Raw genomic sequence first — 12,893 nt, 5'->3', positions numbered from 1 at the left:
TTTAGATCTCTCCTATCGTCGAGATGACAGAAAATAAAAGAATAGCCTGTCCCTTCAAGGGGACAGGCAAACAACAAGTATAAAAGAAAGGAGCAGGTATGTTTAGTTTACTGCGCAGTATGTGGCTCACATTTTTGCACGCCTTCCACAAGCGGGAGACCATCGAGTATCCGGAGCACAAAGCCAAACTTTCAACGCGCTGGCGGGGCCGCATTGTGCTGACGCGCGACCCGGACGGCGGCGAACGCTGCGTGGCCTGCAACCTGTGCGCCGTCGCCTGCCCCGTAGATTGCATTGCCCTGCAGCCCACCGAAGACGAGCACGGTCGGCGCTACCCAGAGTTTTTCCGGATCAACTTTTCGCGCTGCATTTTTTGCGGATTCTGCGAAGAGGCCTGCCCCACTTACGCCATCCAGCTCACCCCTGATTTTGAAATGGGCGAATACAACCGCCAGAACCTGGTGTTCGAGAAGCAGGACCTGCTCATAAACGGAGAAGGCAAGTATCCGGGCTACAATTACTACAAAGTAGCCGGCATGGCCATTGGCGGAAAAGACAAAGGCGAGGCAGAAAACGAACTGCCTCCGGTAGACATCAAAAGCTTAATCCCATAACCTATGGAACTGACCTTCTATGTAGCCTCCGCTATCGCCATACTGGCCACTATCATGGTGATCACCAACTACAACATGATCCATGCGCTGCTCTATCTGGTGGTGTCATTCCTGGCTGTAGCGGTGGTGTTTTTCACATTGGGCGCTCCGTTTATGGCGGCTCTAGAGGTCATCATTTACGCCGGAGCCATTGTGGTACTCATCATCTTCGTGATCATGATGCTGAACCTGACCAACGAGGACGTGCAGCAGGAAAAAACCTGGCTCCGGCCTAAAACCTGGATCGGTCCTGCCCTGCTCTCGCTGGTGCTGCTGGCTGAACTGGCTTACCTGGTGATTGCCGAAGACATGCCGACCATCAACAACCAGCCCGTAGACGCCCGGGAAGTAGGCCTGGCTTTGTACGGACCCTACCTGCTGGGCGTGCAGCTGTGCGGCATGCTGCTGATGGCCGGTATAGTGGGCGCCTATCATTTGGGTAGGCAAAAGAAAAAAGTGGTTCACCGTTTTCTGGAAAGGAGCGAAATATGACCAATATTCCCATGGAAGCCGGCCTGTTGCTGGCAGGTATACTTTTCACGCTCGGGCTGATCAGCGTGCTCATCCGGCGCAACATCATCTTTATGCTGATCTCGGTGGAGATCATGCTCAACGCAGCCGGACTGGCCTTCATCGTAGCCGCTACGCGCTGGGCGCAACCCGACGGGCAGGTGATGTTCATCTTCATCCTCACGATGGCCGCTGCCGAAGTTTCGGTGGGGCTCGCACTTATACTTCAGCTCCACCACCAGCTGAAAACCCTCGACAGCGACGCAGCCAATAAAATGTTCGGATAAGCTATGGAAAATCTACTTTGGTTAATACCCGCCTTGCCTTTTGCCGGCGCCCTCCTGCTCATCCTTTTTGGCCGGCGCATGCCGCGCAACCTGGTGGCTATACTTGGTGCCGGCAGCGTAGGCTTTTCCGCGCTGATCACACTGCTGCTGGGCTTCCAGTTCCTTTCGGCACGCCCTGACTTTTACGTGCAGCAGGTCTGGACCTGGTTTGATGTTGCAGGGTTTAGCCCCGGCATAGCTTTCCACCTCGACGCGCTGTCGCTGGTCTTTGTGTTTGTGGTTACGTTTGTCGGCTTCCTGATACACGTTTACTCGGCTGGCTATATGGCCGATGAAGAGGACTTTGCACGCTTCTTTGCCTGCATGAACCTGTTTGTAGGCTCTATGCTCATGCTGGTGCTGGCCGATAACCTGCTGCTTTTATACTTAGGCTGGGAAGGCGTTGGCTTGTGCAGCTACCTGCTCATCGGGTTCTGGTATAAAAATCCTGCAAACGGGTATGCTGCCCGAAAAGCCTTCATCATCACGCGCGTCGGCGATACGGCTATGGCTATCGGCTTGTTTATACTTTTCCAGACTTTCGGCACGCTTAATATACAGGCTATACTTTCTGAAGCTCCCCAAACTTGGCCGGTTGGTTCACAAAAGGCGGTGCTGACTGCCTTTTTATTATTGGGAGGAGCCGTGGGTAAATCCGGTCAGTTGCCGCTGCAAACCTGGTTGCCAGACGCGATGGCTGGTCCTACGCCTGTGAGTGCGTTGATACATGCGGCTACCATGGTAACGGCCGGCGTATACCTGATCGCCCGTACCAACGTCATCTTCGAACTGGCGCCGCCTGCCATGATGGCTGTAGCGATAGTAGGAGCTGTTACGTTGCTTATTGCCGGCTGCACCGCCCTCACGCAATACGACCTGAAACGCGTGCTCGCCTACTCTACCATCAGCCAGATCGGGTACATGTTCCTGGCGCTGGGTGTGGGCGCCTGGTCGGCAGGTATCTTTCATTTCATGATTCATGCCTTCTTTAAGGCGCTGCTTTTCCTGTGTGCCGGGGCCATCATTATCGCGCTGCACCACGAGCAGGACATGCGGCAGATGGGCGGCCTGCGCAGAGCTTTGCCTGTGGTATTCTGGACCTTCCTGATCGGGGCTGCTTCACTGGCTGCGCTGCCTCTGGTAACAGCAGGTTTTTACAGCAAAGACCAGATCCTGTGGTATGCCCTGGCAGGCGAGCGTGGTAATGTATGGCTATACTTGGCGGCATTGGTAGGCGCCTTTATCACGGCTATTTATACGTTCCGGATGGTGTTCATCACCTTCTACGGCGAAGCCAAAACACACGTCTCCCACCCGCCGGGCCTGGTGATGGTGGTGCCGCTGGTGATTCTGGCTATACTTTCCACCGTAGGCGGATTTATCGAACTACCGCACAACTTTGCGCACCTGACCTTGTTTTCGGACCTGCTGCAGCCGGTGCTGCCAGGTATAGCCGTGGACGAAACCATAGGTGAGTCGGAATGGATGTTCCAGACGCTGGCTGCCGGTGTTTCTGTTGTGGGCCTTTTTCTGGCATTCCTCTTCTTCTACGCCCGCCCTGCGGCTTTCCAGGAAACTATAACGCGGTCCAAAGTTACAATGGCCATTCGGGACTTCTGGTTCTCAGGCTGGGGCTTTGATAAACTCTACGACATGCTGTTTGTGCGGCCCTACGTGTACCTGTCTAAACTGAACAAAGCCGATGTAATCGACGAGATCTATACCGGTATGGCCTCACTGGCGGAAACGCTGAACCGGGCCCTCTCCCGCACCCAGGACGGCGTGCTGCGCAACTACATTACGGGCGTGGTGGTGGGTGCCGTACTTATTCTAACCTTAAGTCTGCTGCTATGATCATGATATGGCTGATCGTAATCCTGATGGTTGGCGGGGTGCTGGCCTGGATCTCGGAACGGGCAAGTATAGCTGCTCCCCGCTGGGTAGCGCTGCTCTCAGTGCTGGTGCCGTTTGCTCTTACCATCTACCTCTGGCAGACCACTTCGGCTTCGGCTACTTCGCCCTGGCTGCTGCAACTCGACATACCCTGGATCCCGCAATGGGGCATTGGCTTTAGGATGGCGCTCGACGGGCTGAGCCTGCTCATGCTGCTGCTTACTTTTTTCCTGGGGATACTGGCCGTGCTGGTATCCTGGCGGGAGATCGACAACCGGGTGGGCTTCTTCTTTTTCAACCTGCTGTGGGTGCTGGCGGGTATTGCGGGCGTCTTCCTGACCATGGATCTGTTCCTGTTTTACTTCTTCTGGGAAGTAATGTTGATTCCGATGTACTTTCAGATCGGGATATGGGGGCACGCCAACCGCAACTACGCCGCATATAAGTTCTTCCTCTTTACACAAGCCTCCGGGCTGCTCATGCTGCTGGCTATACTTGGTTTATACTTCATCCACGGCCGGCAAACAGGTACCTATACGTTTAACTACTTTGAATTGCTGGGCACTTCCTTTACACCGGAAGCGGCACGCCTGCTGATGTTCGGCTTCTTAGCGGCATTCCTGGTAAAACTGCCTGTGGTGCCATTCCATTCCTGGTTACCCGACGCCCACTCCGAAGCACCAACAGCCGGTAGTGTTATACTTGCCGGCTTACTTCTTAAAACCGGTGCCTACGGTCTGCTGCGTTTCGTGATCCCGCTCTTCCCTACTGCCGCCCCGGACTTTGCTCCCTGGGCCATGCTGCTCGGTGTGATCGGTATACTTTACGGCGCCATACTTGCCTTCTCCCAAACCGACCTGAAACGACTAGTGGCGTATACTTCTGTCAGTCACATGGGCTTTGTGATACTGGGTGTTTTTGCTTTTAACGAGCTTGCGCTGCAGGGCGTGGTCATGCAGATGATCACACACGGCCTTAGCACAGGCGCCCTGTTCATACTTGCCGGCTTCCTCTACAGCCGCCTGCACACCCGCGACATCCGGCAGATGGGCGGCTTCTGGTCTGTGGCACCCAAAATGGGCGTAATCATGCTCATCTTCGTGATGGCGTCGCTGGGACTACCTGGGCTGGGCAACTTTATCGCCGAATTCCTGACGTTGGTAGGTGCCTGGCAGGCCAACAACTGGCTGACGGTTTTTGCTACCATTGGCCTGGTGCTAGCTACAGCTTACTCGCTGCGGCTCATGCAGAAAACTTTTTACGGAGAGAATGCTTTGGAAAGTCATGCTGACGCACACGCATTGCCAGACCTGAACCTGCGCGAAATGCTGATCGCATTGCCCATGGTAGCGGCTATACTTTGGTTGGGCCTTTACCCGCAACCAGTGCTTGATACAGCCAAACCAAGTATAACCCAGCAACTGCAGGCCTATCAGGAGCCGGAAGCTCCTGTGGTTGCTCCAGTAGCGCAAAATGCCCCAGTACTTATACTTCCTGCCGATACTCTTTCCACCCATCATTCAACTCGAGGAGGTGCCTATGTCACAGATTGATTTCCATTACCTTATGCCGCTCCTGATCCTGACAGGTGGAGCCTTGCTTACCATGCTGGTGGTAGCCATAAAGCGCAACCACAAGATCATTTATGTGGTCACGGCCTTGTCGCTGATCGGGTCATTTCTTTACCTGTTCGAACTGCGCGGCCTGCAGCGGCATGTTGTCGAGCCACTCTTTGTAATTGATGGCTTTGCCATATTATACATTGGCCTGACCCTGCTCACTTCGCTGGTGATCAGCATGATGTCGTATGCCTATTTTGAGCAGCGCGAGGAACGGAAAGAGGAATATTACATCCTGATATTACTGGCAACGCTCGGAGCCTGCACGCTGGTAATCAGCAAGCATTTTGCTTCGCTGTTCCTGGGCCTGGAAGTTCTAAGCGTGTCCTTGTACGCACTGATCTCCTACCTGCGCATGCGCGAGCGCTCCGATGAGGCCGGTATCAAGTACCTAATATTAGCTGCTGTTTCCTCTGCTTTCCTGCTGTTTGGTATGGCACTGGTATACGCCAGTACCGGCACCATGACCTTTGAAGGTATCGCTGCTTCCATTGCCTCAGCCTACGACCTACCCCTGCTGATGCTCACCGGTTTTGGCATGATGATCATCGGTGTTGGCTTCAAACTCAGCGTGGTGCCTTTCCATATGTGGACGCCCGACGTGTACGAAGGAGCTCCGGCGCCTGTCACGGCTTTTATTGCCACGGTATCTAAAGGCGGTATGCTGGGTCTACTGATCCGGCTTTTCATGCAGGTAGAAGGTTTCCGCTTCCAGACGCTGGTGCTCATTTTTACCATTGTCGCCATTGCTTCCATGTTCGCCGGTAACCTGCTGGCCCTGATGCAGCGCAATGTCAAGCGCATTCTTGCCTACTCCTCTATTTCCCACCTGGGGTACCTGCTGGTGGCTTTTCTGGCAGGAAATGAGCTGGGTGTAGAGGCCATTACATTTTACCTGGTAGCTTACTTCATTACCACGGTTGGTGCTTTTGGAGTGGTTACCATGCTTTCTGATTCGGAAGGTGACGCAGAACAACTGGAAGATTATCGCGGCCTGCTTTGGCGGCGCCCCTGGACTGCCGCCGTCTTCACGGCCATGCTGCTGTCGCTGGCGGGTATTCCGCTCACAGCAGGGTTTGTAGGCAAGTTCTACATACTGGCGGCAGGCGTCAATACCCAGCTCTGGCTGCTCGTTGCCATGCTGGTACTCAACTCAGTCATCGGCCTTTATTATTACATCAAGCTGATTGCGGTTATGTTTCAGCAGCCTGAAGCCGGCCGCGAGCCGGTGGAGCGGCTACGGCCTTCCATACTGCTTGCCAGCGCAGGTACCCTGGCTGTACTGGCCTTGCTGCTACTATACATCGGGGTCTATCCAACAGGTTTGGTGAACCTGATAGAAGGCTTGATCTCACCCGCAACAATGGTACAGAACCCATCGGCACCGTTGCTGGAGGCGGCTAAGTAAAGACAAATTCTTATTATGAAAGTAAAACCGGTTGCCACCTTATCCTCTCATTCGACGTCAAAACTATACTTTCGAAATATCAGCAAAATTTAGTTCTGTAAATTATGAACCAACGGAACAATGCCATACCTTTGCACTGTTAAGATTCTGCAATAGATTAGGAACATGATACTAAGCGATAAACAACGGGAACTGATCGAAGAGATTGGCATCTACCATGAAAACAATGGTTTTCAGCCTGCTGTAGCGCGTGTTATGGGTCTGCTGCTGGTGTCGGATAAGGCTGAACTTACCTTTGAAGAGATCTCTGAAACGCTGAATATAAGTAAGAGCGCCACCAGCAATGCCCTGAATATGCTGCTCAACACCGGGCACATTGAATACACTACCTTCTCCGGCGACAGAAAACGCTATTTCAGGATCAAATCCTCGAACTGGCGCGACCTGTTCAACAAGAAAATGGAGGATTTGGGGGAACTGAACAACCTGCTGAAGCGTGTGTTGGAGGTCAGGAAAAGAGAGAACCCGGTGTACGACCAGAAACTGCAATCCTTTATCAGCTTTCTGGATTACCTTAAAAAGCAACTCCCTAACCTGATCGAGCAATGGGAGAAAGAGCAGACGAAGGAGAAAGTATAATTTTTTTACCTTGTTAGTTCATTAAATACAGAACTAACTAATAAAGTATAAACAATAAGAACTAAAAACGTGAACACCAAACACTTATTAGTAGGATTAGCGCTGTTCTGCATGACACCGTCTTTTGCACAAGACCAGTCGCAAACAGCTAAGCCTATGACGCTGCAGGAGGCGGTTACTTACGCCCTGGAGCATAACGAAGATGTAAAAAAGGCATCTTATGATGAGCAGATCGCTCAGCAGGTTATCCGTGAGACGAAAAGCAACGGCCTGCCACAACTGAACGCCACCGGCGGAGTTGATTATTTTCCGGCCATACCTACACAGATCCTGCCAGGTGCTATCGTGGGTAAGCCCGGAACCGACGTTCCAGTGAAATTTGGTAAAGACTATAACGCCAAAGCGAACCTGCAGTTAACGCAGTTGCTTTTCAGCAAATCATACTTTGTAGGGTTACAGGCAGCTAAATCATCTCAGGACCTGTACCGGCTGCGCAAGGAAATGACACAAGAGGAAGTGATCTATAACGTCAGCTCTTCTTATTTCCAGATCCTGCAGACAAAAGAGCAGTTCGAAAACATCAATGCCAACTTAGCAAGACTGGTGCAGCTTGAAAAGATCCTGCAACTGCAGTACGAGAACGATCTGGTAAAGAAGGTGGATGTTAACCGGATAAAGGTTAACCGCACAAACCTGGAGAACCAGAAGCAGACCCTGACCACGCTGTTCGAGCAGCAGAAAAATTACCTGAAGTTCTTCATGGGTATGCCTTTAGACCAGGAAGTGGAGGTACAGAATACATCGCTGGCACTCGAAAACGTGGACCCTGCTACTATTTCTGTAAACGAAGCCATTACTCAGAAAACACAGTACCAGTTGCTGCAAAAACAAAAGCAGCTTACCGATTACAAGATCCAGAATACAAGGGCCGGGTACTATCCTACGCTGTCGGCTTACGGGCAGTATGGCTACCAGACCCAGCGCGACGAACTGTTCAACAGCGACATTCCGTGGTTTAAATCAGCGGTAGTTGGCCTGCAGGTAAACGTTCCTATTTTCGATGGTTTCAGAAAGAATGCACAGGTAAAGCAGGCGCAATTGGAGATCAGGAAAATAGATTCTGATATCGCAAAGTATAACACCAACACGGCCGTGCAATTAACCAACGCAGTGAGCCAGCTGCAAAACAGCCAGAGCTCAATTGCGGCACAGGAGAAGAACGTGGCGCTGGCGCAGGAAGTGTACGATACCACCAACAGCCTGTACAAAGAAGGTTTAGCTCCGCTGACAGATCTGCTGAATGGGGAGGTATCCCTGCGAGAGGCAAAAACAAGCTTAAACAACGAAATATTAAAATACCAACTGGCACAGCTTAATTACCTGCAAGCCAAAGGAGAATTGACATCACTAACTAAATAAGACTTACACGAAACACTAAAATGAAGAAGGTAATTTATATCGTACTTGTTATTGCGGTTCTTGTAGCTGTTGGCTTTAAGCTTACGAGCAACAAAGAGAAAATGGCAGCCAATGCTGCGGTAGCAGAAATCAAAAGCGATGCTATTCCGGTTGGTGTAACAGAAGCTAAAACCGATAAACTGGACAAGTCATTTACGGCGCAGGGTAACTTTGCTCCGGAGCAAAGCCTGACACTTTTATCTGAAACGCAGGGCCAAATTCTGAAGGTTTACAAGCGCAAAGGCGATAAAGTAAGAGCTGGTGAACTGCTGGCGCAGGTAGAAAGCAACACCATGAGTGCTGACCTGGCAACTGCCCAGACGAACGCCGAAAAAGCAAAAAGAGACCTGGAGCGTTTCGAGAACCTTGCTGCCGGCGACGCCATCACCAAAAGACAACTGGAAGATGCTCGTTTAGCTGCTAAATCTACGCAGGCTCAGTTGGTAGCTGCGCGTCAGCGCTTAACCAAAACCAGAATCACAGCTCCTATCAGCGGCGAGATCAACGAGATCTATGTGGAAGTAGGTTCTTACCTGAACATGGGTACCAAGCTGTACGACATCGTGAACGTGGACAAGCTGAAGCTGGAAGTAAAAGTAAACGAAAGCGAAGTATTGCTGATCAACAAAGGACAGAATGTAAAAGTGAAAGCAGATGCCGGTGCAGGTCAGGAATACGAAGGTGTGGTTACTGCCATTGCCGCACAAGCCGACCCTACGCTGAAATTTGACGTGGAAGTAGAAGTGAAAAACGCTGCCAACAACAACCTGAGAGCAGGTATGTATGGCACTGCATTCTTCGAAGTAGCTGACCAGCGCGATGCCCTGCTGTTACCTCGTGAAGCCATTGTGGGTAGCATCCAGAACCCAAGCGTGTACGTGGTAAATAACGGTGTTGCCAACATGCGCAAAGTTAAAGTGGGTGTGGTTACACAAGACAAAGTAGAGATACTGGATGGCGTGAAGCCAGGCGAAATAGTAGTACAAAGCGGCCAGATCAACCTGCGCGAAGGCATTAAGGTTTCTGTGCTGTAATAAACAAATATGGCGCGAGCGTCTGCGCTCGTGACTAACTATACCGAGGGCCTCTGGCCCGGTGAAATAGTAAAGCGGCCAGAGGCCACACCATAATAATCACGAGCGCAGACGCTCGCGCTATTGAATAGCATAAACTTCTTTCTTAAGAGAATTTAGAAATGAATATAACCAAATTATCGATACAGCGATCAACCCTGGTAGTGGTGGTGTTTACCGTCCTCACACTGCTCGGGGTTGCCAGCTACCAATCGCTTAACTACGAGCTGTTACCGAAGTTCAGCCCGCCGGTACTAACAATCAGTACTATTTACCCGGGTGCCTCACCTAACGAGGTAGAGAACTCTGTAACAAAGGAAATTGAAGATGCCTTGTCATCACTGGAGAACGTGAAGGAAATGAGAAGTACCTCTCTGGAGAGTTTCTCGATCATCACGATTCAGCTGAACCAGGGTACCGATGTGGACCTGAGCCTGCAGGATGCGCAGCGTAAGATCAACACCATTCTGGCCAGATTGCCGGAAGATGCTGACGCGCCTACCCTGAACAAATTTGACTTCGACGATTTGCCTATCATCAAGATGGGTGCTACGGCCAACATGTCTGCTACCGAGTTCTATGACCTGATCGATAAAAAGATCAAGCCGGAGCTTTCGCGCATACCAGGTATGGCTGCTATCAAGATCCTGGGTGGCCAGGAGCGTGAGATCAAAGTGAACATTGATGCCAACAGGCTGGAAGCTTACAACCTTTCTATCCTGCAGGTACAGCAAAAGATCCGCAACTCTAACCTCGATTTCCCTACCGGTAAGATCAAGCAGGAAAGCGGCCAGACGCAAATCCGTTTGGCTGGTAAGTTCTCTTCGCTGGAGCAGCTCAATAACCTGATCATCCGTCAGGATGATAAAGGAATCGTGCGCCTTGCTGACGTAGCCGAGGTACAGGATACGCAGAAAGACACAGAAGTTCTGACCCGTAACAACGGTAAACCTTCGGTAGGTATCACGATCCAGAAACAGTCTGACGCCAACGCCGTGGAAGTGAGCCGCCTTACAAAAGAGGCGCTTGCCAAACTGGAGACAACGTATGCTTCTCAAGGCCTGAAATTCAACATTGCCAACGACTCTTCTGACTTTACACTAGAAGCTGCCGACTCGGTAATGCACGACCTGGTGATTGCGGTTATACTGGTGGCGGTGGTGATGTTGCTGTTCCTGCACTCGCTGCGAAACGCCGTGATCGTAATGATCTCTATTCCGGCATCGCTTGTGGCAACCTTTATTGCCATGTACCTGCTGGGTTACTCGCTTAACCTGATGTCGCTGCTGGCACTTTCGCTGGTGGTAGGTATACTTGTGGACGACGCTATTGTGGTGATCGAGAACATTCACCGCCACATGGAGATGGGCAAGAAACCTGCCCAGGCTGCCTACGATGGTATCCGTGAGATCATGGCGACAGTAACATCCATCACGCTCGTAATCGTGGTTGTGTTTATTCCAATTGCCCTATCAAGTGGTTTGGTATCGGATATCCTGCGTCAGTTTGCCGTGGTGGTAGCGGTTGCAACTATGATCTCGTTGTTCGTGGCCTTTACCCTGATTCCGTTGCTTGCCAGCCGTTTCTCGCGCCTGGAGCACATCTCGGATAAGAACATCTTCGGACGATTTATACTTTCGTTCGAGCGCATGCTGGACAGAATCATCGACGGCTTTACAGCTGCGCTGCAATGGGCATTTAACCACAAGTTTATCACGCTGGCTGCAACGATACTTATGCTGTTTGCTTCGTTCGCGCTGGTACCGTTCGGCTTTATCGGTTCAGAATTTATACCTGCCGGCGACCGTGGCGAAGTAAGCTTACAGCTGGAATTGCCTAAAAACTCAACTGTAGAGCAAACCAACTTTGCAACCAAGCAAGTCGAAGCCTACCTGCAGTCTATCCCTGAAGTGAAGAGAGTATTTACCACGGTAGGTACTACTTCATCAGCTCAGGCTGGCCAGAACACAGCCTATAAAGCGGATGTTTCCGTGTCGCTGATCGATGTGAAAGAGCGTAGCTTCAGCACCGACCAGTTCAGCCGCCAGGCCAAAGCCGACATCGAAAGCAAGCTGCCTGACGTGGAAGTAACGCCTGTTCCGGTTGGTCTGGTAGGTAACTCACAGGCTCCAATCCAGCTCATCGTTTCGGGTTCAAACCTGGATTCTGTGATGGCCTTCGCACAGCAGGTGATGAGCATTACGGAAAGCGTGCAAGGTACAGCCGACGTGGAAATGTCGGTAGAAGGTGGTAACCCGGAAATTGAAGTGGTTGTGGACCGTGATAAGATGGCTAACGTGGGCCTGTCGCTCGAGAATGTGGGTGCAAGTATGCAGCTGGCCTTCAGCGGTAACTCTGATGTTACCTTCCGTTCCGGTACCGAAGACTACGACATCAACATCCGCCTGGATGAGTTTGACCGCCGAAGCGTAACCGACATCGGTAATCTTTCTTTCGTGAACAGCAAAGGGCAGATCGTACGCCTTGCACAGTTTGCAGATGTTCGCCAGTCTACTGGTCCATCGCAGCTGGAGCGTTACAACCGTGTAACATCGGTTAACGTGAACTCGCAGGTAATTGGTCGTCCGTCTGGTTCGGTGGGTGCCGACATCCAGGCTAAAATAGCTGAAGTAAAAATGCCTGCCGGTGTAAGCATTGAGTTCGGTGGTAACCTGAAAAACCAGAGCGAAGGTTTCGGTACACTGGGTATTGCCTTGCTGGCCTCGATCATCTTCGTGTACCTGATTATGGTGGCGCTGTATGACTCTTATGTATACCCGCTGGTAGTACTGTTCTCTATTCCGTTGGCGATCATTGGTGCCTTGCTTGCCCTGGCGCTTGCTGCTCAGTCGCTGAGTATCTTCTCTATCCTGGGTATCATCATGATGATTGGTCTGGTGGCGAAGAACGCGATCATGGTGGTTGACTTTACCAACAAGCTGAAAGATGAAGGCGTGGAAGTGAAGGAAGCCCTGACTGAAGCGATCAGAATCCGTTTCCGCCCGATCCTGATGACGACGCTGGCGATGGTGATCGGTATGTTGCCGATTGCATTGGCAGGCGGTTCGGTGTCAGCAACCAAAAACGGTCTGGCCTGGGCATTGATCGGTGGTCTGAGCTCTTCGATGTTCCTGACGCTGATCGTGGTACCGATTATCTACTACGGCTTCGACCGTATACTTGCCAAGTTTGGCATGGATAAGAAAACTGTTATTGAACTGGAAGACAAGTCGCTGGAAGAACTGGAGCACGAAACCAAAGAGCTCGAAGAAAAGAAGATGGCGCACGAGTTCATGCATTAAAATTTTAATCCA

General features: G+C 51.4%; 10 protein-coding genes. All 10 read left to right on the top strand.

The features are described from left to right. Positions 1 to 98: 98 nt before the first annotated feature. The 10 genes from nuoI to MJ611_RS15785 all read left to right on the top strand — a co-directional run bounded on the left by nuoI (position 99) and on the right by MJ611_RS15785 (position 12,881). Entirely contained in the window at positions 99 to 614 is a 516-nt protein-coding gene (gene nuoI, locus MJ611_RS15830; RefSeq protein WP_242929268.1) for an NADH-quinone oxidoreductase subunit NuoI, read from the top strand. A gap of 3 nt (positions 615 to 617) precedes the next feature. Further along, a complete protein-coding gene (gene nuoJ / locus MJ611_RS15825) occupies positions 618 to 1,145 on the top strand; it encodes an NADH-quinone oxidoreductase subunit J (RefSeq protein WP_250431085.1) in 528 nt (175 codons plus the stop codon). After that, on the top strand, positions 1,142 to 1,450 hold the full coding sequence (nuoK, locus tag MJ611_RS15820; RefSeq protein ID WP_242929270.1) for an NADH-quinone oxidoreductase subunit NuoK: 309 nt from the start codon (positions 1,142 to 1,144) through the stop codon (positions 1,448 to 1,450). Before nuoJ ends, nuoK begins: the two co-directional genes overlap by 4 nt. Before the next feature lie 3 nt (positions 1,451 to 1,453). Beyond that, the gene (gene nuoL, locus MJ611_RS15815; RefSeq protein WP_250431083.1) at positions 1,454 to 3,343 is read left to right on the top strand and encodes an NADH-quinone oxidoreductase subunit L; all 1,890 of its coding nucleotides are present in this window, start codon (positions 1,454 to 1,456) and stop codon (positions 3,341 to 3,343) included. After that, the gene (nuoM, locus tag MJ611_RS15810; RefSeq protein ID WP_250431081.1) at positions 3,340 to 4,935 is read left to right on the top strand and encodes an NADH-quinone oxidoreductase subunit M; all 1,596 of its coding nucleotides are present in this window, start codon (positions 3,340 to 3,342) and stop codon (positions 4,933 to 4,935) included. Before nuoL ends, nuoM begins: the two co-directional genes overlap by 4 nt. Continuing rightward, complete coding sequence (locus MJ611_RS15805) at positions 4,922 to 6,409, top strand: NADH-quinone oxidoreductase subunit N (RefSeq protein ID WP_250431079.1); 1,488 nt, start codon at positions 4,922 to 4,924, stop codon at positions 6,407 to 6,409. The genes nuoM and MJ611_RS15805 overlap by 14 nt, the downstream gene beginning before the upstream one ends. Positions 6,410 to 6,574: 165 nt before the next feature. Then, entirely contained in the window at positions 6,575 to 7,048 is a 474-nt protein-coding gene (locus MJ611_RS15800) for a GbsR/MarR family transcriptional regulator (RefSeq protein ID WP_250431077.1), read from the top strand. Positions 7,049 to 7,117: 69 nt separating this feature from the next. Next, a complete protein-coding gene (locus tag MJ611_RS15795; protein WP_250431075.1) occupies positions 7,118 to 8,467 on the top strand; it encodes a TolC family protein in 1,350 nt (449 codons plus the stop codon). 20 nt (positions 8,468 to 8,487) lie between these two features. After that, on the top strand, positions 8,488 to 9,540 hold the full coding sequence (locus MJ611_RS15790) for an efflux RND transporter periplasmic adaptor subunit (protein ID WP_250431073.1): 1,053 nt from the start codon (positions 8,488 to 8,490) through the stop codon (positions 9,538 to 9,540). Between the two features lie 161 nt (positions 9,541 to 9,701). Beyond that, positions 9,702 to 12,881, top strand: coding sequence for an efflux RND transporter permease subunit (locus tag MJ611_RS15785; protein ID WP_250431071.1), 3,180 nt, complete (start codon positions 9,702 to 9,704; stop codon positions 12,879 to 12,881). Positions 12,882 to 12,893: the final 12 nt, after the last annotated feature.

It is taken from the genome of Pontibacter ruber (genome assembly GCF_023630205.1).
Lineage (GTDB): Bacteria > Bacteroidota > Bacteroidia > Cytophagales > Hymenobacteraceae > Pontibacter > Pontibacter ruber.
This window is presented reverse-complemented; position numbering and strand designations above follow the sequence as displayed.

Bases quoted from the DNA above. Each gene is read 5' to 3' on its own strand.
- nuoI (WP_242929268.1), top strand. From the start codon at position 99: ATGTTTAGTTTACTGCGCAGTATGTGGCTCACATTTTTGCACGCCTTC.
- nuoJ (WP_250431085.1), top strand. From the start codon at position 618: ATGGAACTGACCTTCTATGTAGCCTCCGCTATCGCCATACTGGCCACT.
- nuoK (WP_242929270.1), top strand. From the start codon at position 1,142: ATGACCAATATTCCCATGGAAGCCGGCCTGTTGCTGGCAGGTATACTT.
- nuoL (WP_250431083.1), top strand. From the start codon at position 1,454: ATGGAAAATCTACTTTGGTTAATACCCGCCTTGCCTTTTGCCGGCGCC.
- nuoM (WP_250431081.1), top strand. From the start codon at position 3,340: ATGATCATGATATGGCTGATCGTAATCCTGATGGTTGGCGGGGTGCTG.
- MJ611_RS15805 (WP_250431079.1), top strand. From the start codon at position 4,922: ATGTCACAGATTGATTTCCATTACCTTATGCCGCTCCTGATCCTGACA.
- MJ611_RS15800 (WP_250431077.1), top strand. From the start codon at position 6,575: ATGATACTAAGCGATAAACAACGGGAACTGATCGAAGAGATTGGCATC.
- MJ611_RS15790 (WP_250431073.1), top strand. From the start codon at position 8,488: ATGAAGAAGGTAATTTATATCGTACTTGTTATTGCGGTTCTTGTAGCT.
- MJ611_RS15785 (WP_250431071.1), top strand. From the start codon at position 9,702: ATGAATATAACCAAATTATCGATACAGCGATCAACCCTGGTAGTGGTG.